Raw genomic sequence first — 20570 nt, forward strand, 5'->3', positions numbered from 1 at the left:
ATTTAAGCTTCGCAGACCCTGTTTTTCATTAAGCATCTTTCAACTCGATCCAAACCGGCGCGTGATCGCTTGTTTTTTCCCAGCCGCGAACGTCCCTGTTCACGCCTGCAGCAACGAGCCGCTTTTCCAGATGAGGGCTCAGCAAAAAATGATCGATCCTTAAACCGGCGTTACGGCCGTAGGCATCGCGGAAATAATCGAAAAAGGTATAGATCACTTCGGTAGGATAAAGTTTGCGGATAGCATCCGTCCAGCCCTGTTCTACCAATGTTTTAAAGGCCTCGCGGGTTTCGGGGCGAAAGAGCGCGTCATTTACCCAGCGCTCCGGTTTATAAACATCAAGCTCGGTAGGCATAACGTTATAATCGCCGGTTAGTACAACGGGTTTATCAGCTGCAAGTAAACCGGCTGCATGAATTTTCAGGCGTTGAAACCAACCCAATTTATAGTCAAATTTAGGACCGGGGGCCGGGTTGCCGTTGGGCAGGTACAGGCAGCCAATGGTAATACCATCAACAAGCGCTTCAATATAACGGCTATGCTCATCTTCAGGATCGCCGGGAAGCGCCCGGCATACTTCTGTAATTTCCCTGTCTTTTGCCAGTATCGCAACGCCGTTCCAGCTTTTTTGGCCATGCCAGATGGCTTTATAACCTGCATCAAGTATGGCCTGCTCCGGGAAGTTTTCCTGTGGAGCTTTAAGTTCCTGCAGGCAGGCAACGTCAGGGGATGTTTCTTTTAACCAGCGGAGCAAAACAGGCAGTCGCCCGTTTACACCATTTACGTTATACGTAGCTATTTTCATGATGCAATTTAAATAGTTTAGGTTATACCATGCTCGTTTCAAAATATAAAAAGCGCGGCCACCCTTCGCAAGCAAATTGGTTGCAATGGCTTATGAACGATAAATTATTCCCTTACTTTTCAAACTCATCCGGGTCTACTTCAGGCTGGCCTGGTTCGGTATCAGGAATTTCATTCGGGATATTCTCCGGCGCTTCTTCGGGCATTTCCGGCTCTCCCGGATCTGTAGGCTGCCTGATCTCCGGCCGCTCCGGGTTTACCGGCATTTCATCTGGCTCGTTTGGCATGGTTTTCTTCTTTGACATAATTAAATAACCGCTAAACTTCGGATAGGTTTTCCCGAATGATTATTTAAGCTCCATGATGTGCCTTGTTTCCTGCAAAAAACGGTCTATCTTTTTTGTGCCCGAAAAGCTTTTAATAACAAATGCCTTCTGCTTACCGGATCCCGCTACCTGGAAATACATGTTAATATCGGTACCCGAATAAACGAAATTATAAGTACGCCTGGTGATTTGAAAATTGATAAAATCGGCAAAAGCAAAAGTTTGGTTACCTATACCAAGCGGATTGATCCTGCTTACCGTCTTGTTCGCTGTATCGAAAACTATTTTGGTGAAGGCGGCAAATACAAACGCTGCTCCCCCCAGTAAACATCCCCCCATAACTAAAACCTTATGAAAAAGGTCCGAATCATGAGTCATAGATTGATTGATGAATTCATTTAAAGCAAGGGCTATCAAACATAAACCAATCAATAGCCCTCCAATCCACTTACGCTTAATTGCATAATAAGGCGGGTGGGAGTCATAAAATTTATCGGTAATAGCTGTATCGGCATAAGTGGGCTCGATGTAACCCGCCGAAAGGAATTGCATAATTACCGGGAACACTTCCTGGGTTAAGGCGATGGCGTTTGCGTCATCATTTTTTATATAATTTGCCGATACTACAACCCCTTTGCCATATTTATTTCTTTTTGGGAAAGCGCGATAATTATAGCCTCCCATGGTATTACGTACAACACCTATATTATCCAGGTCATCAAATTTTTCAGAACGGATACTAAGCAAACCAAAAAGCCTTTTACGCATCACCTGGGAACTGCTATCAAAAACCACTGATGTACGGCCAACTCCCCGCAATATGCCAACAATAATCGCCAGCCCCAAAAACATGGGTATCATTAACGATACGGATTGCGACGGATCGGGATAAAGTGTTATACAAAAGAAAATAATAAAGGCTGTAAATATTACCGCGAAACCAACGCTGAGTACATTAAAAATACGATAAGGATACAATGTTACCCGCTGACTTTCAATATCCCATCGGGTTTGTGCAAATTTTTTTAGTGCCATGAAGGTTTAAATTTAGTATCCTTTAAACAAGCTTTTTATGGCAAGGTTTTAACTATCGGGTAATATTTCCAACCTAACCAACCCGTATTGAAATAAGCTTTTATGATTTCAATAAAATACCGCTTGCATTTTAAAAATGTTTAATTACATTTGCAGTGTACTACCACACTAATACACTATAAAATGATTCAAATAAGTAATTTGAATTTTAGCTACAACAGCAGCAAGCCGTTGTTCAAAAATCTGAACCTTTCATTAAAGGCCGGCCACATTTATGGCCTGCTGGGTAAAAATGGAGCCGGGAAATCAACCCTCCTGAAAAATATAGCCGGCCTGGCCTTTCCGCAATCAGGTCATTGCCTTATTAACGGAACAAAAAGCTCAAAGCGACTTGTATCCACCCTTCAGGATCTTTATTTCATTGCCGAAGAGGTTTATGTACCGGCATTAACCCCGGGGCAATTTTTGGACAGGACAGCGAGCTTCTACCCGGCCTTCAGCATTATCGACTTTTACAGCTATCTGAAAATCCTGGACATTGATCCCGATCTGCTGATGACCAAAATGTCATACGGACAGCAAAAAAAGATAATCATTGCTTTCGGGCTGGCTACAAATACCAGCGTGCTCATACTTGATGAACCCACCAACGGGCTTGATATCCCTTCAAAAGTTCAGTTCAGGAAATTAATCGCATCGGTTTTAAATGAAGAGCGCTGCATTATTATTTCAACCCACCAGGTAAGGGATCTGGATAGCCTTATCGATACAGTTTTAATTTTGGATGACCACCGCATTGTGATTGAAAATACAGTAGATGAGCTTACCGAAAAACTGTTTTTCAGCGTGTTTAAAGACCTTACCGGGATGAATGTACTGTATGAAGAAGATACCCTTATGGGCAAATACGCCATTGTACAAAACACGGCCGGTAAGTACGGTAAAATGGACCTCGAATTATTATTTAATGCCGCAACGACCAACAGCGGAAAATTATTAAACGTGCTAAAACCAACTACAAACCATGAATAACTACTTCAGTTTAAAACGCTTTGGCCTGTTGTTTATGAAACACACTGTAGAGCATTACCGCACCTATTTGATGTCGGCAGCGGTTTTGGCAGGGGTATTTTTGCTTGGTGGCTCGTTCATTTTTTATATGATTCCCGGGCCGGTAGATGCCGGTTTTCAAATGGCCATATTTGGGGTTCTTATTTTGATAGCAGGACCATTATTTACAAGTACCATCTTTACCGACCTCGGCGATAAACGCAGGGCAATTCCAATATTAACCCTGCCTGCATCGCCCCTTGAGAAGTTCATGGTTAGCTGGATTTATTCGTACGTAATATTCCTTTTGGTTTATACCGGCGTTTTTTACCTGGTATTAGTTATACTGATGAATCTAAAACCCTGGCCCGGGCATCAAAGTGAAATACTTTCGTTGTTTCAGGATAAATTTGTGCTGGTAATAATGCTTTTTTCATTTCTGCATGCTGTTACCCTATATGGAGCAATCCGGTTCGAAAAATTACACTTTATAAAAATAGGTTTCAGTTTCTTTATTTTTTATGCCCTGCTGATCCTTGTGAATTCCGTATTTGTACGATTTATTGTTGGCAGGCCGATCAAACCGGTAATGCCTTTTGCATTTCTGAATTTCCAGGATGGTGTAAATTTTTATTCCGTTGGTTTAAATGCGCAGCAATCTGCCTGGGTTTTTATTGTTGTTCCCGTTGTATCACTCCTGTTCTGGATGGCGGCATATTTTAGATTCAAGGAGAAACAGGCTTAAAAAAAACGATAATGGAATTTAAAGATAACGAAGCGATATACCTCCAGATAGCGGCTTTTGTAAGCGACCAGATCCTGATGGGTAAATGGCCCGCCGGGCAAAAGATCCCCTCGGTACGTGATATGGCTGTGGAATTGGAAGTGAACCCTAATACAGTTATGCGATCGTACGAATTTTTGCAGGGGCTTGAAATTATTTATAATAAACGTGGCCTCGGCTTATTTGTGGCCGATGGCGGTTTTGACAAGGTAAAAGCTTACCGCAAAGAAAACTTTGTACGTCAAAACCTGCCCGAACTTTTTAAAAACATGTATCTGTTAGGTATATCGATAGATGAGATCAGGCTGCAATATCAAAGCTTTCAGGCGCAACAAAATAATGAACTAAACCAGGCAACCAACAATGAAAACAAGCAATAAATCCCTACTTAGCGCGGTACTGCTGTTAATAATCTCGATAGGGATCTATGACTTTCAGCTGAAAGCAGAGTATTTGAAAGGGGAGTATAAAAACCCTTATAATGGTTTTCGCATCCTAAATTTCAAAAATTTCAAGGTTATTGACCTTGCTTCATCCACAGCAATTAACATTATGCTTGTAAAAGGCCCGTTCAAAGTACTTGCCGACCCTGGCGCCATGGAGTTCATGAAAATTGAGCAACGGCAGGATTCGCTCTTTATTCGCGCTGCGTTTAAAGATAACTTTCATAATGTACAAGCTCCAAACGTTCTGTACATATCTCTTCCGCAATTAGATGCGTTTTATGCCGATGCAAAATACAAGGCAGGCGACACTCAAATTATCGATACCACTGCCGCACAAGACTTCAAATGGCGCGCCACCACCATCAGTGGTTTCAGCGGGGATAAACTTAATATTATCCAGGACCATGCCTCCACCATCTTACTAAAAAATAACCAGTTTAATATATTAAATGCCGTTATCGGCAAAAGCAACAGCAGTGCTTCAAACTTATCTATTGAAACAGGCAACCAATTTGAAAAAACAAATCTTGATATCAGGAATAAAAGCTGCCTATGGATCAAGGATGACAGCCTCAGCAGCATAACCTATAAACTTGCCGACAGTGCCAAACTTATTCTGAACGGTAGTACCAGGATGATCCGCAATAACAAATAACCAAACTTAGCAAATCATGAAATTAGTAATCAACTCCCTATCAAAAACCTATGCCAACGGCGTACATGCTTTAAAAGATGTTTCGCTGACCCTGAACAACGGCATGTTTGGCCTGCTTGGCCCAAACGGGGCCGGTAAATCATCATTGATGCGTACCATAGCCACCCTGCAGGAGGCCGATAAAGGCAGCATTTTTTTAGATGACCTGGACGTATTGAAAAACAAAACAGAAGTACGCCAGCTGCTCGGATACCTGCCCCAGGAGTTTGGTGTTTACCCCAAAATATCGGCCGAGCGGATGCTTGACCATATTGCCCAGCTCAAAGGCGTTGGTAACAGCTCCGAACGTAAAGACCTTGTGCTGCAATTACTGGAAAACGTAAACCTGTATAAAGACCGAAAAAAGCACCTGGGCACCTATTCCGGCGGTATGAAACAGCGTTTCGGGATAGCGCAGGCACTGATTGGCAACCCTAAGCTTATTATTGTCGATGAACCCACAGCAGGCCTCGACCCGGCCGAGCGAAACCGCTTTTATAACCTGCTGAGCCGCTTGGGTGAAAATACCATCGTGATCCTGTCAACCCATATTGTTGAGGATGTAAGTACACTCTGCGCTAATTTCGCTATTATTTGCCAGGGCGAGGTTTTATATTCAGGTGACCCCGAAAGTGCGGTAAATGAGTTGAACGGGAAGATTTACAGCAAAGTGATCACCCAATCAGAGCTGGGCTTTTACAAGGATGATTACCAGGTTATATCAACGCAGCTTAAAACCGGCAAACTTCATATCCGCATTATCAACGAAGCCGAACCCGGCAACGGTTTTATCAGCAGCACGCCAAACCTGGAAGATGTATACTTCAGCAACATCGCTACACGAATAGATGTAGATACCATTTAAAACCACTATAAACCAATAGTTTATGTTTCTTAAAATATTTCTGTTCGAGATCCAAAATCGGGTCCGCAGGCCAGCCGTTTACCTGTATTTTTTAGCCGCACTGGTATTTACCGTGTTTACTTTTTCAACAGGGTCGTTACCATTAGGCGAAAAAGAGCACATCAACGCGCCTTATGTACTTGCCTTGTGGTGCTCAGGCATCACCATGATGATCACATTGGTGAGTTCGTCAATTATGGGCACTGCCTTATACCGCGACATTGAGTACAATACCAAAGACTACTATTTAACCTACCCTATCACCAAAGCAGGCTATTTCTGGGGCCGTTACCTGGGCTCGTTCGTTTTCATGATCCTGATATCAACGGCAGTTATCATTGGCGCCTTCATAGGTACCAGGCTTGGCCCTGCTATGGGATGGACAGATGCGAGGCAATACGGCCCCAATAGTCTCATTTACTACCTGCACCCGTTTTTCACTATCGGTCTGCCTAACGTTTTATTCACATCCTCCCTGTTTTTCGGACTTGTGGCAATCACCCGCAATGTAAAGGTTATTTACTTTGGCGGCATCCTGCTATTCCTGTTTTACTTCATTGCGTTGTTTTTCCTTAACCACATTAACAATCCAACGGTAATAAACCTCAGCGATCCTTTTGGGCTTAACGGTATCAGGATGCAAACCAATTCGTCAAGCACCATTGAGCAGAACACCACCTTATTCCCGGTTACCGGTACATTTATGCTCAACCGTATCTTATGGGGAGGTATCGGGATAGTTATTGTACTTTTTACTTATTTCAGGTTTAGCTTTGAGCGCTTCTTTAGCGGCAGGCGCGATAAGGCAGCCATTGACGAGGCAGGGGTAAAAACTAAAAACCAGGTAACCATTAAACCTGATGTTAGCTTTACCGGCAAATACAATTGGAACACCTTATGCAACCTGGTAAAAGTTGAAGTGCTGAACATTATCCGGGATAACTATTTCTGGATCATATTACTAAGCGGCAGCTTGTTCCTTGGCTTTGTATTCTGGCTTGGCGAAAACCGGAATGGTGTGCCTGATTTTCCGCGTACGGTTACCTTGCTGGCCATTTTTAATGAAGCTTTTCCATTCTTCATTTTCTTTATCCTGATGTTTTATACCGGCGAAACCCTGCACCGCGACAGGACTACCCGCTATGCCTTTATTAATGACTCACTCCCGCCGCCAAACTGGATCCTGAACGGGTCAAAGCTCATCACCTTATTATTGATAGGTACCGGTTTATCTTTTATCCCAATGATAACCGGCGTTATTGTTCAATTGTTAAAAGGCTATCACACATTGAACCTGTCGGCGTATTTTATCTATATAGGCTATATACTGCTGCCTTCTTTACTGGAAATGGTAGTATTTTGTTATGTAGTTCACGTTGTTATTAATAACAAATTCGCGGCACATGGCATAGGTGTTTTTTTATGGGTGATCATTTTCTTTTTACGCAAAACGGGCATCTTTGACTATAACCTGCTGCTGTATTCATATACGCCATCGTCGGGAATTTCTGATATGACCGGCATAGGGCATATGGCAGCGCCCATTAGCTGGTTCAACCTGTACTGGCTGTTGTTTGCGGGTTTGCTGATCATTGTTTCGGGATTATTTTATTACCGGGGGGTAACCTCATCTTTTAAAGAGCGGCTACGTTTATTGCCGCAGCGCTTTAACAGCAGCACAGCTTTGATCACTGCCATAGTAGCCATAGCATTTTTTGCCGTTGGCGGGTGGAATTATTACAACGTAAGCTTTTTAAACAGCTACCTCATCAAAAGTGAAAACACAGCCAGGGCAGTGATGTATGAAAAAACGCTGAAAAAGTATGAGCACCTTCCCCTGCCTAAAGTGACCGATATAAAAATGATGGTAGAGCTTTATCCCGATAAGCAACAGGTATCTACGCATGCATTGGTAACCATCACCAATAAAAACAAAGTTGCCATATCACAAATGCTGCTCGACGGTGATGAACTTACCGGCTACTCGCTTAAAACCAACGGCACATTAGTTCCTTTTACCACTCCCCTGCTTTACCCGAGAGGATTTTTCAACTGGTTCAGGCCGAAGACAGATACTGCCGACTTCCGTTTATACCGGTTCATCAAACCGTTGATGCCGGGCGATTCATTAACATTAGAGATCAGCTCAGAAATAGTGTATAAAGGATTTACCAATGGCATGTATGCTGCTGCCCTTGTTAATAACGGCACATTTTTTAACGGGGGATTGCCCGGCTTGGGGTATGATGAAGATGATGAGCTAAGCAGCCCTTACGAGCGCAAAAAAGCCGGTTTGCCCGAAAAAAAGGAAGAGGAAATACAGCAAAATGATCCCGAAGGTATCAGCACCTTGAAAGCAGGAAGGGCCGCTGACCTTTTGAAACTTGATGTGACCATTGGCACCCTGGCCGATCAAACTGCTATAGCACCTGGCCGGCTTGTAAAACAATGGCAGCAAAACGGTCGTAATTACTTTCACTATGTGCAGGATAAACCGGGCATGTACATGCCGATGGGTATTATATCCGAAAGACTGGCCGTTAAAAAAGCAACCGTTCAGTTAGACCGCCAGGTGAACATTGAGGTTTATTACCATCCGGAGCATAATATTAATATTGACAGATATATTGCAGCTTATAAAGATGGCTTAACTTATTACAGCAAGGTTTACGGCAACTATCCGTTTAATGATATCCGCCTGGTGGAAACATCTGTTTATGGACCGCAGGATGCCTCCATGACTACCCTGGATACTTATGCCGAAAATTTTGGCTGGAATGCTGATTTCAGGGACCCAAACAGTTTTGATTATTGCTATGCCAGTACCACAAGGCTGCTGTCCCAACAGTGGTGGCGCTTCCAGACAGCGCCAAACAGCACCATAGGTAGCCTGGTAATACCTGAAGGCCTGTCGAACTATGATCAACTGGTAATGTCAGAACGTAAATACGGTAAGGATAACATGCGTTACATTGTGCTGGACCAATTATGGTTTTACTTGTTCATCAGGCGTCACCTTAATGAAAATGAACATCCTTTGATAAAAGCCGATCAATGGTTTTTATGGGGAGGCAAGGCAAGTGTAGCTTTATATGGCTTGCGCGACCTGATTGGTGAAGACAGCCTCAATGTTGCCCTGCGTGAATTTAAAAAGGCCTATACTTTTAAAACAGACGGCCCTTTTGCCGGAGCCAACAACCTTTACCAATGCCTTCAAAAGCATGTACCCGATTCGCTGCAATACTACCTTGCCGATACCTGGCAAAAAATTACGCTGTACGATAACAGGGTGGTTGAAGCAAGCAGCAAGCCAACAGGTACTAAAAATGAATATAAAGTCACACTTAAGCTTGATATTGATAAAGTTTGGAAGGATGCCAAAAACAACGACATTCCGGCCGTTAACATGAACGACTATATCGACATCGGGATCTTTGGCAAGCAGGTTAAAGGGGCCGGTAACCGGATGGTGAGTAACACCTTATACCTTAAGAAGTATAAGCTTAAACGCGGGCAACAGCAATTCAGCATTATTGTTAAAGGAGAACCTGCTTCTGTAGGCATCGACCCGTTTAGCAAATTGATCGACAGGAACCCCAACGATAACATCAAAGATCTTTAAACTAAAAGAGGCTGTAAAATGAGCCTCTTTTTTTATCGTATTCAGATACTTAAGCAACATATAGTGTTGGGTTAGATTGACCATACTGACAAAAAGGGGGGTTAACAGGGTTAACAGAATTCGGGGTTAATATATACATAAATAGCTAACAATCAATGAATTGAGTGTTTATCACGCAAAAAATATGTTAACCCCCTTTTTGTCTAAATATTATCGGCAAAACTTCAATTTATAGGTAACATAACACCAAGGATGGTCAGTTTGATTTATGACAAAGTTCCTTCCATAATTTAACGAAATATTACGGCTTAAATAATTTGCTCTCCCCTTCGATTTCAACGTTACCCTGTTCAACTACCGCTTTATATTCGTAATCGGCTTTTAAAGGTAGCGTTCCTTCAAAAGTACCATCAGTCTTAATACTTACCCAGGTGCTGGCTGTCCACTTGCCTGCATACAACGTTTCAACCTGCCCATGGTAAGGACGGTAATCAAACCGGGCCCGTTTTGCCGAAATACTTTTGTAGTTCAGGATCTTTCCTTTTAAAACTGCCCCTGTCTTTGTTTTTGAACCTGCACCGGTTTCAACTATGGCAGCTTCCTTAAAAACGGAGTTAACATTTTCCAATTTGATCACTACGGGGTTAGGCCAGCGGTGATCGTCATAAATGCGTTGCGCCTTTACAACAGATACTTCAAGCCCTTTATCGGTTTGTTTGTACCTGCAGCTTACATCGTCGGTTTTATATTCTATGATTTTGCTGTTCTGCCCTAATACATTCACTTTGGTATTGTTAGTTGAGATGGCCGAGCGGATCAGAAAACTTTTGCGCGTTCCCTCCTTCCAGTCGGCGGCATTGGTAACTATGGCATAAAGCGTATGTCCGTTTTTAGCCGTAAACCAGGTATCGCCTTCTTTACTGATCACCCAGCTTCGCACACTGTCGATACATTCACGGTTAACAAAATACCATGCCGACATTTCCCGCAGCCGTTCCTTCTGTTCAATGGGTAATGCACCATCAGGTTTAGGGCCAACGTTCAGCAATAGTGAGCCACCTTTAGCCCTTGCCTCTATCAATAAACCTATCAACTGGCTGCCCGATTTATAGCGTTCATTAGTTGGCTGATATCCCCAGGCTGTACCCATAGTTATGCATGACAGCCATGGCTCATTGATCATAGCCCCCGGCATGATCTGCTCGGGGGTTTTGATGGCGCCGCGGGTTATCAGCAAATCGGGCTGCAATTTCCAGCAGGTTTGCTTTACCACTTCTTTTGGATCGCCATCTATAAAAAGTACGTCAATTTTCCCATAATTGGTCATCAGCTCTTCGCATTGTTTCCGGGTGTATTCGTCATAATCGTGCCGGGTTTGGGTATCCATTTTAACATCGGTACGACTAATGGGGATGTGATGATCACGAAGAAAATTAAAATCCTCGGGCGAAAAATAGAAGCCTACCTGCAAGCCTGCCTCACGCGTGGCGTCAACAAACTCTTTTAACAAGTCTTTTTTATAAGGTGTATGGGTGATGTTAAAACCGGTGGTTTTAGTATCCCACATACAAAAACCCGAATGGTGCTTAGTTGTAAATACGATGTATTTCATCCCCGCCAGCTTAGCCAGCGTTGCTATCTGATGCGGATCAAATTTGGAGGGATCAAATGTTTTCGGCAGCTCATTAAAATACCTGTTCACATAATCGTCACTTGCCCCAACCAACGAATGGCTGATCACCACGCCCAACTGGCTATCCATACTAAAATGGATAAACAGGCCTAAACCGGTATTTTTAAGCCATAGTTCGCGTTCGGGTTTGTTCAGGTTATAATTACTGGCATTATCATCCTTAACCAGATCATTTTGTGCCCATACACTCTGAATACAACAAAGCAGCAGCAGGAAAAAAAAGTATCTCTTATACATCAAAAAAGGTTAAAAAAAATCAGGGAAGGCCCCACGCCCTCCCCGAAACAACATCAACTAATTTAACTAATCAAACTTTAACATTATTGTTTATCCCACCACATCCTGGTTAAAAAATCATCCGGTCCCTGGCGAGAGATGGCAGCAGCATATGATGCGGCGTTAAGGTTTTGCTCACCAACCGGATACAACATCCGCCTGAATATTTTACCGCCGGTAGCATTACCCACATAATTATTAGGTACCAGCGCCGGGTAACCGGTACGCCTGTAGCTTGCAAAAACCTCCTGCGCATCAGGGAATACACCAACCCAAAACTGGGTGTAGATCTGCGCCATTTTCTGATCAAGCGTACCGCCTGTATTAAAAGGGTGTGCATTAATGTATGAGTTGATCTGGGCCGTTGTTATGGTACCCGCACTGCCTGCAATAATGCTCCACTGGCGCATTGACGCCGCTATACCGTTTTGATACAATGATTCGGCAGTGGCTGCTGTATACCAGCCTCTTGCAGCAGCTTCAGATAACAGGAAATAGCTTTCGGCAGCTGTAAAAACCAACCGCGGCGAGTTTAACAGCAATATAGTTTTAGGATTGGGCTCCGAATAGGTAACAAAATCGGCGGGCTTGGCATTCAGGCCCGACGACATACCTTTTTGGATAGCCGAGGTAGTATCAGCCACACCACTGTTCCATACTACAGATACTACGGCCAGGCGGGGATCTTTATTGGTTTTCAGATAATTGATAAACACATCCTGGTACTTGCCCCCCTCGGTATTGGTGCTGCCATTACCTGCAATATAGTCATTGTTGTAAAGATCAAGCGCCAAAGGATTTTTGTTGATATCCTGGCCTGCTCCAACGTAGGCTACTTTGGCAACATCAGCATCATCCAAAATAACGCCGCCGGCTATAGCTTTTGCAGCCCAGGTTTGCGCCTGAACTATATCAACCTTGGTCATGCGCATGGCACACCTAAGCATGAGTGAATAGGCAAATTTTTTCCATTTTACGGTATTGCCGCCGTAAATTAAGTCGGCCGCGCCAAAGGTTGTTTTAGCAGCGTCAAGACTTTGGGCCGCCTGGTCAAGTTCCTTCAATAAATCGGCGTAGATATCTTTTTGCGCATCGTAAGCGGGTTTATACACCGCCTGGTTATAACCCTGTGCAGCCTGCGAATATGGGATATCGCCATAAAGATCGGTAAGCCTGCTAAGGCAATACACCTTCCAGATCCTTGCTTCGGCCTGCAGGTTTACCTGCGAAGCATCGGTACCAACGGCCTTCAAAACCTCAACCAATTCGTTAATTTCATTGGGATAAGCATTACTGAAAGCTGCTGCGGACTGCGGGCTTTGGCTCAATACATACTTTGATCCGAAACCTGCCACATCATTAAAACTGGTGGTATACTGCATAGTACCCAGTAACAGATCGAGCATACGTGCTGTACCGTCATATTGAGCTTTGGTAAAAATGTACTGTGGTACCGCTTTTGATGAGGCATCGGGATTAACGTTTAGCGTATCAAAGTTTTTGGTACACGATTGTGTGGCGATAATGCTGAGCAATACCAGTGAGCAATAAATATATTTGGTTAAATGTCTTTTCATCGTATTCAATTTAAAAGTGTTAAAACTTAACGGCCAGGTTTACACCGAGTGAACGGGTACGCGGCAAGCCGATAGACTCAAAGCCCTGCGCATTACTGTTGGTAAAGCTTTGCTCCGGATCAAAATTGTCTGTCTGTTTATAGATAGTCCACAGGTTCCGGGCCACAAAGGATATACTGGCCGACTGGATCTTAACTTTGTTTAAAAGGCCGGTTGGGAGCGCATACGACAAGATAACCTGGCGAAGTTTAACAAAGCTTCCATCATGCAAAAACAGTTCGGAATACGTTTTGTAGTTATCATAGTATGATCTTAAGCCACTTACGGGCACTGTACGGGTATAAGGAGCACCTGTTTGATCAACACCTGTCAGCACCAATCCGTTTTCCCTGCCTGGCAGTGTTGATTTCATCAAACCTAAACGGGTAGCATATACCTCCATAACCGAAAACACCTTGTTACCAAACTTACCATCAACCAAAAAGCTTAATGAAATCCTTTTATACCTGAATTCGTTGGTTAAACCCATAGTAAGCGGGGCCACGCTTTTACCTAACTGTTGCAGTGGGGTTTGTACCGGTAAACCTGTGGTAGCATTAAACACTACAGTACCATTGGCATCTTTTTGCATGCGTGTGCCCACTATCATACCAAAAGGCTTGCCTTCAATGTTATCCAAAATACCCCAGTTACCTACCGAAGTAGCCAATTGGATAGTGTTAAGGCCGGGAGCCAGTTTTACTACTTTGTTATCATTATAAGCTACGTTATAACTTGCAGTCCAGGTAAAGCTGCCTTTTTTTACCGGTGTACCATTCAGCAATACTTCGATACCTTTATTGCTTACCTCACCTACGTTCAGGATCACATTATTGTAGCCCGATGTTGAAGAAATTGCTGTATTCACGATATCGTTGGTAGTTTTACGGTCATACAGGGTAACATCCAAACCTAAGCGGTTCTTAAGCATCTGCAGTTCAAAACCGCCTTCAAACGTTGTTGAAGTATATGGCTTAAGGTTGTTATTGGTAATGTTATTGCTGGTTACGTTTTGCAGCGGTTGCCCGGCGCTTGGTACGTTACTGTAAGTAAGGTTAATCACATACGGATCGGGAGCACCGCCGCCTACCTGGGCCCATGAGCCGCGCAGTTTGGCAAGATTAAAAAATTCGGGCAGTTTAACCGCATCCGACAGGATAAAGCTACCGCCTATACTTGGGTAAAAGATACTGTTGCTTTTAGGGCTAAGTGTCGAAAACCAATCCTTCCTGCCGGTGAATGACAGGAACACCAGGCTCTTGTAGTCAAAATCGGCCGAACCAAAAACCGAGTTGGTTACAATTTTGGCATTGTATGGTGTGGTTGATGAAACCGCAAGGTTGGTAAAGCTGTAAAAATATGGAATAGTAAATTGCGAACCATTAAACGTTAGCTGGTTGGTTGTGTTTTTACGGCTGTTTACGCCCCCCAAAACATTTACATTTAAATCGCTGATGATCTTTGTTTTGTAACTAACGGTTGCCAGTTCGTTGGTTTCAGATACATCCGATTTGATGCCGGCGTACTGACCGTTAGGGATATACAATGTACCCGTTGGCAGGATATTGGTATAGTTGTAATTGAAAAAATCGCGGCTGATGGTGGCCTTGAAAGTAAGGTTTTTTATGGGCGAGTAAATAACAGATCCCTGGCCAATAAAACGGTTCTTAACGTCATCTTCCTTATACTTATTGATCACAAAATAACCGTTTGATGCAATGGATGCATCGTTCCAGATCTGCTCGTTGCCCAAAGCATCATAACCAGGCTTCAACCAGCGGACATCAACCGTGTTGGCTACCTCAAGCGGGGTCCAGTTGGGATTACCTAATGCATCGCCTGCGCCGGTACGGTTGTGGCCCGTTTCAACGTTATATTGCGCTAATGCTTCTATGGATAGTTTATCGCTTAACTTACCGTTAAGGGCAAGGTTAAAGGTTTTACGATCATAAGTAGTGCCCGGCAAAATACCTTTACTGTTCAAATCAGCAGCCGAAAACCTGTAAGTGAAAGCCTCGTTACCGCCTAAAAAAGCAAGGCTGTTGGTATAAGTACTGCCTGTTTGGTAAAAATTCTTCAGGTTGTTCTTCTGTGCCGAATAAGGATGGGTAAGCCCGTCAACAGCTACATAATCAGTCGAGCCGTCAATTTTTGATCCCCATGAGCGCCTGCCGCTTGCTTGTGCTGCCGCCAGCGTTGTCGGTTTTACACCCCCATCGCCCTGCCCGTATTCGTATTGATAATCGGGGAATACAGCAACATTATCATAGGTGGCTGTCGAGTTAAATTCAACCCCTACTCCTTTCTGGATCCGGCCTTTTTTTGTGGTGATCAAAATAACACCATTTGCCGCACGTGAACCATAAAGGGCTGCGGCGGTACCGCCCTTAAGCACACTTATTGATTCAATATCATCAGGGTTTATTGCCGCAATACCATCGCCGCGGTCAACGTTATTGGTAATACCGTTCACAGTAGCAGCGCCTCCGGGTACGCTGTTATCAATAGGCATACCATTTACCACATATAAAGGTTGGTTATCGCCCGCAAGACCGCCATTACCCCTGATCACCACGCGGCTTGAACCGCCCGGCCCGGTTGATAAACCAGCGGCGTTAACACCGGCAACTTTACCGGTAAGCGCGTTAGCCACGTTATTTTCACGGGCCTGGGTAAACTCAGTGCCCTTAACTTCGGTAACCGAATAGCCCAGTGACTTTTTTTGCTTACTGATACCCAGGGCGGTAACCACAACTTCATTTAAAGTACTGTTGTTCTGTTTGAGTTTGATCTGGATGGGCGCTGACGCGTCAGTTACCGCAACCTCTTCCTGAACATAGCCAACAAAAGCAATTACCAGGGTTAGTAATTTGCCCGAATACTTGTCGGGCACCAGCAATTTGAAATTACCTGATACATCGGTTGTAGTACCTATCTTGTTATCGTCCTTCAAATAAACCGATGCTCCGATAACCGGTTGACTATCATTTACATCAAGCACTTTACCTGTTAACACAACTGCTGCAACAGCTGTATTGTAGGCTATTTCTTTTGTGGCGAATATCGAAATCTGGCTTTCATTGATCTTACGATATTCAAGCTGAAATGCCGACAGCAATTGCCTGAGGTTATCATCAAGCGTAAGCTGTTTAGCATTGTTAAATAAGCTTGCCGATATAAATTTATTATCAAGCAGGCCCTCCTGGTAAGCAATTTGCACATTGAATTGCTTTTTTAGGTTTTCAAGTGCATCCTTCAAAAGCATCTTACTTTCGGCAGCCTGTGATGCCGGGTAATTGAAGCTTCGTGCATGTACCCTGTTGTTGCTGGTTAATGCCATTTGGGCATAGCCATACGCCGACTGGCCAAGCAATACCATCAGGAAACAGCAACATCTTAAAAAATTGGATGAGTCGAGTTTTCGCATAAGTTATTCGTTTAGGGGTTTAATTTTGTTATAGTGATATTTTTGTCTGTTCGGGTGATTTTCACAGGGAGCGTGGTGGAAATGGTTTCTATCAGCTCGTCAACATTAGGTACATTTATTTCGCCTTCTATTTTGAGGGCGGCTAATTCGCGGCTTGAAAAATCAACATGATAGCCGTAATCATCGGTCATGATCTCGCTGATCTGCGCCAGGGTGGCATCGTTAAATAAAAGCTGGTGCTTTGTCCATTTGGTGATCTTTTCAGGAGCGGGAAGGATAATACGGGTAAGGGCTTTTTTATAAGTATGTTGTACATAATCGCCCGGTTTCATAACAAGTGATTTTTTCCCCGATGCAGCATCAACATAATCAAGTCTGATCTTTCCCTGCACTAAGCCCACATTAGTTTTATTATGCCGGCTTCTTACATTAAAAGTTGTTCCCAAAACCTCGATATCCATGTCAGAGCAATGCACAATAAATCTTTCAGAAGATTTTATATGGCGCGGATCTTTATTGATATGCTTTACATTGAACAGCCCCTCTCCGCTTATCCAAACCTCCCTTGAGTTTTTATCCCAATTATTGGAGTAAGTTAATTTCGAGTTACCATTGAGCACTACGGTTGAGCCATCGGGCAAGGTGACGGTGCTGAGCTCGCCGTATGTGGTATCAATTTCATTTTGCCTGCCTTTGATGAGCCATAAGGCTATGCCGATGGAGGATACCAGCACCAGCATCGCAGCAACACGGAGATACCTGTTCAGCCTAAAGATCTTTGGCTTAACCTGATCTTTTTGTAGGGTTGATTCAATCCGCAGCCAAACTTTTGCCTGGTTATCCTCATTGGTAAAAACATCCTGCTTACGGTACGCTGTAATAATTTTTGAAGCTTCGGCTATTATTTCTTTTTGCTGAGGATATGCGGCAATTACCTGCTGCCAGAAAACAGTATCGTTAGGTGACAGATTGATCACAAAACGGAGAAAATCATCATCTTCTAAAAAATCAGGCAGGGTATAATTACTGTATTTGGCGATCTGCATTGGTTATAAGGTGTTATTTTATCCTTATAGACAGCAGCCTACCCTAATTATCCCTACAAACCGAAAAAAAATTTAATTTTTAATGATTATTTATGCAGAAGCACGAATAGAGGGCTAAAACGATAGCCAGTTTGGAAACTTTGAGCACATCCTGTAGGTTATCGAAAGCTTTATAGATCAGTTTATAGGCCGAACTAATGTTTATCTCCATAATATCGGCTATTTCATCATAACTTAACCCTTCATAAAAGCGCAGGTATATGATTTCCTGCTGCCGGGCAGGTAAAGCTTTTACATGAAATTTAATTTTCTTCTGTAATTCCTGTTCTTCCTCATCGGCGATGAGCTGCTGGTCGAATGAAATTTCGAAAGGAAAGTTATGCTCTGCCTCATCTTCAAGGTCAACAAAGCGCGATTTTGATTGCAGCTTGCGGAAAATAATGCTTCGCAGTGATTTGAAGAGATAGTTTTTTACCGAAACCGGGTTACCAAGCCCTGCCCTGTTTGTCCATAGCCGGATAAAAAGATCATGTATGGCATCCTCAATTACGTTAACATCCCTTGTAAATTTATGTCCGTAGTTATTGAGGATTTTAAAATGCCGGTTATATAATTGCGTGTAGGCATCCCAACTGCCTTCTTTAAAAGCAAGCCAGGTAGCAATATTATGATCGTCATGAACAAGTTGTTCGTGAGACATAGCTTTAACCAGGGGACAAAACGTTTTACAATTGAAATCAGGTACAATGTAATAATTATAACAATAATTTTACATCAACTTTAAAAATCAATCCTATAATTAATTGATAAAGGTTAGTCTGGCCCCTGCGCAAACAAGTTATACGGTTTGAAAATCGAAAAACACCGAAATATTTCATTTTTTAAAATAACTTAGCCCGTATCAAATATTTTCCTGAATATTTAAAAACCTGCTGCCGGATTAAATTATGTTTGAATCAGTTACCATTAAGGATATTGCCAAGGCTTTGGGTGTGTCGACATCAACGGTTTCACGGGCACTGAACGGGAGCTACGAAATTGGCACCGAAACCAAAAAGCTTGTCCTTGAATATGCCGAAAAGATAAACTACCGCCCCAACCCTATCGCCTTAAGCCTTAAAGAGCAAAAAAGCCATTCCATAGGCGTGGTGGTATGCGAGGTAGCCAACGATTATTTCTCGCAGGCCATTAACGGTATCGAATCCATAGCTTACAACCGCGGGTATCACGTTATCATAACCCAAACACACGAATCATTTGACAGGGAAAGCGCCAATGTAAAACACCTGCTGTCGCGCCATGTGGATGGCTTGCTGGTGTCGATATCTGCCCAAACAACCGATACCTCTCAATATAAGTATTTGCTGGAGAAAGGCTTCCCCATTGTTTTTTTTGACAGGGCAGCTCCCGACCTTAACACCCATAAAGTAATAGCCAATAACTTCCAGGGATCATTTGATGCTACCGAAACGCTGATCAATTCGGGTTTTACTAAAATTGCCCATCTCACTAATTCAAACAACCTGCTCATCAGCCACGAGCGTTTTGATGGATATAAAGCAGCGCTTGATAAGCACGGGATTGAATTTAGGCCCGAATACCTGAAACATTGCAACCATGGCGGCATGGTACATGATGAAGTTGAGTTTGTTCTTAAAGAATTACTGGCACTGGATGGTCGCCCCGAGGCTATTTGTATCGGCAGCGACAGGCTTACCATCAGCAGCATGTCGATCTTAAAAAAAATGGGGTTAAAAGTACCTGAAGATATTGCAATTGCCGGCTTTACCAACTCAGACGTGGTTGAATTGTTTGACCCACCCTTAACAGTTATACGTCAGCCGGCTTTTCAAATAGGACAAATGGCTACCGAAATGCTGATCAAAACCATTGAAAGCAAATGGCCGGTTGAAGAGTTTACTACTGAAAAGGTGGATACACAGTTGATAGTGCGGTCATCATCAAGGAAAAGCGTAAACTAAACAACTGTTACCTTCACCCCTTTTTCTTCCAGCATATTGAGCATTACCGGGCTAATACCACTATCGGTAATGATCTCATTGATCTGGTCTAACGAACAGATCTTCGCTAACCCCCGCTTGCCGAATTTAGTACTATCGGCAAGCACAATGGTAGTTTGGGCTGCGTTGATCATTTTTTGGTTAAGCCGTGCCTCGGACAAATTGGTTGTGGTAAGCCCTATTTCCGGGTCGATACCATCTACTCCTAAAAACAAAACACCACATAGCATATCATCCAGCATTAACTCAGCATAGTTACCGGTTACCGATGATGAAGTATTACGCATTTGCCCGCCTAATTGAACAATATCAACCTGCGGGTGCTGTAAAAGCTCAAGGGCTACCGGCAGGGCTGCGGTAACAACCGTAAGATGTTTATTGGGCTGCATGGCACGTGCAAGGGCAAGCATGGTTGTACCCGAGGCAATAATAACCGAATCATTAGTATCTATCCTCACCGCAGCTTCGGCTGCTATCCTTTTCTTTTCGGGCCCGTTCAGCTTTTCCTTTTCCGCTACCGGCCTGTCGTTAGTATATGGGTTGGTTTTACTTGCGCCGCCGTGCGTTCTGAAAAGCAGGTTTTTGTCTTCCAAAAGTTTCAGGTCCTTTCGGATAGTAACTTCCGAAACACTTAACTGGTTGCTCAGGTCCTGCACGTTTACAAATCCTTCTGTCTCAACTTTTTGCAGGATAAACTTGTGCCGGTCGGTGTTTTTACTCATAATCGTAAAACTAAACAGAAAAATTGATTGAAATGTTTGCAAAGTTCCCTACGTTGCCAATCATTCAAATGTAATCAAATAAAATTATTTTTAATTTCATTTAG

The 20570-nt window shown here is 43.3% G+C and carries 16 protein-coding genes; 7 read left to right on the forward strand and 9 right to left on the reverse strand.

Translation table 11 applies throughout. The features are described from left to right. Positions 1–28: 28 nt before the first annotated feature. The 3 genes from xth to SNE26_RS12545 all read right to left on the reverse strand — a co-directional run bounded on the left by xth (position 29) and on the right by SNE26_RS12545 (position 2165). Entirely contained in the window at positions 29–805 is a 777-nt protein-coding gene (gene xth, locus SNE26_RS12535; RefSeq protein WP_321559695.1) for an exodeoxyribonuclease III, read from the reverse strand. Between the two features lie 112 nt (positions 806–917). Then, on the reverse strand, positions 918–1109 hold the full coding sequence (locus SNE26_RS12540; RefSeq protein ID WP_321559696.1) for a hypothetical protein: 192 nt from the start codon (positions 1107–1109) through the stop codon (positions 918–920). A gap of 42 nt (positions 1110–1151) precedes the next feature. After that, a complete protein-coding gene (locus SNE26_RS12545; RefSeq protein WP_321559697.1) occupies positions 1152–2165 on the reverse strand; it encodes a hypothetical protein in 1014 nt (337 codons plus the stop codon). A gap of 183 nt (positions 2166–2348) precedes the next feature. Here SNE26_RS12545 and SNE26_RS12550 point away from each other — a divergent pair, with 183 nt between their 5' ends. From SNE26_RS12550 to SNE26_RS12575, 6 genes are read left to right on the forward strand one after another with little or no spacing between them, the layout of a single operon-like run. After that, complete coding sequence (locus SNE26_RS12550) at positions 2349–3197, forward strand: ABC transporter ATP-binding protein (protein ID WP_321559698.1); 849 nt, start codon at positions 2349–2351, stop codon at positions 3195–3197. Continuing rightward, complete coding sequence (locus SNE26_RS12555; protein WP_321559699.1) at positions 3190–3960, forward strand: hypothetical protein; 771 nt, start codon at positions 3190–3192, stop codon at positions 3958–3960. Before SNE26_RS12550 ends, SNE26_RS12555 begins: the two co-directional genes overlap by 8 nt. Before the next feature lie 11 nt (positions 3961–3971). Next, complete coding sequence (locus SNE26_RS12560; RefSeq protein ID WP_321559700.1) at positions 3972–4379, forward strand: GntR family transcriptional regulator; 408 nt, start codon at positions 3972–3974, stop codon at positions 4377–4379. Further along, on the forward strand, positions 4363–5100 hold the full coding sequence (locus SNE26_RS12565) for a hypothetical protein (protein WP_321559701.1): 738 nt from the start codon (positions 4363–4365) through the stop codon (positions 5098–5100). Before SNE26_RS12560 ends, SNE26_RS12565 begins: the two co-directional genes overlap by 17 nt. 16 nt (positions 5101–5116) lie before the next feature. After that, the gene (locus tag SNE26_RS12570) at positions 5117–6004 is read left to right on the forward strand and encodes an ABC transporter ATP-binding protein (RefSeq protein ID WP_321559702.1); all 888 of its coding nucleotides are present in this window, start codon (positions 5117–5119) and stop codon (positions 6002–6004) included. A gap of 22 nt (positions 6005–6026) precedes the next feature. Further along, positions 6027–9665, forward strand: a complete 3639-nt coding sequence (locus SNE26_RS12575) for a hypothetical protein (RefSeq protein ID WP_321559703.1) — start codon at positions 6027–6029, stop codon at positions 9663–9665. A 301-nt stretch (positions 9666–9966) separates the two neighbouring features. Here SNE26_RS12575 and SNE26_RS12580 read toward each other — a convergent pair whose 3' ends face one another. The 5 genes from SNE26_RS12580 to SNE26_RS12600 form a co-directional block, all read right to left on the reverse strand. Continuing rightward, a complete protein-coding gene (locus SNE26_RS12580) occupies positions 9967–11595 on the reverse strand; it encodes an alpha-L-fucosidase (RefSeq protein WP_321559704.1) in 1629 nt (542 codons plus the stop codon). An 83-nt stretch (positions 11596–11678) separates the two neighbouring features. Next, positions 11679–13211: a SusD/RagB family nutrient-binding outer membrane lipoprotein gene (locus tag SNE26_RS12585; RefSeq protein ID WP_321559705.1), complete on the reverse strand. Its 1533-nt coding sequence runs from the start codon at positions 13209–13211 to the stop codon at positions 11679–11681. 19 nt (positions 13212–13230) lie between these two features. Next, positions 13231–16677: a SusC/RagA family TonB-linked outer membrane protein gene (locus tag SNE26_RS12590; protein ID WP_321559706.1), complete on the reverse strand. Its 3447-nt coding sequence runs from the start codon at positions 16675–16677 to the stop codon at positions 13231–13233. 11 nt (positions 16678–16688) lie between these two features. Further along, a complete protein-coding gene (locus SNE26_RS12595) occupies positions 16689–17723 on the reverse strand; it encodes a FecR domain-containing protein (RefSeq protein WP_321559707.1) in 1035 nt (344 codons plus the stop codon). Positions 17724–17802: 79 nt separating this feature from the next. Continuing rightward, positions 17803–18423, reverse strand: coding sequence for a sigma-70 family RNA polymerase sigma factor (locus tag SNE26_RS12600; protein WP_321559708.1), 621 nt, complete (start codon positions 18421–18423; stop codon positions 17803–17805). A gap of 247 nt (positions 18424–18670) precedes the next feature. Here SNE26_RS12600 and SNE26_RS12605 point away from each other — a divergent pair, with 247 nt between their 5' ends. Beyond that, positions 18671–19705 (forward strand): LacI family DNA-binding transcriptional regulator, encoded by a 1035-nt coding sequence (locus SNE26_RS12605; RefSeq protein WP_321559709.1) that lies wholly within the window; start codon positions 18671–18673, stop codon positions 19703–19705. Here SNE26_RS12605 and SNE26_RS12610 read toward each other — a convergent pair. Next, complete coding sequence (locus SNE26_RS12610; RefSeq protein WP_321559710.1) at positions 19702–20466, reverse strand: DeoR/GlpR family DNA-binding transcription regulator; 765 nt, start codon at positions 20464–20466, stop codon at positions 19702–19704. The two genes, SNE26_RS12605 and SNE26_RS12610, sit on opposite strands and share 4 nt — an antisense overlap. Between the last annotated feature and the right edge of the window lie 104 nt (positions 20467–20570).

Source organism: Mucilaginibacter sp. cycad4 (assembly GCF_034263275.1).
Lineage (GTDB): Bacteria > Bacteroidota > Bacteroidia > Sphingobacteriales > Sphingobacteriaceae > Mucilaginibacter.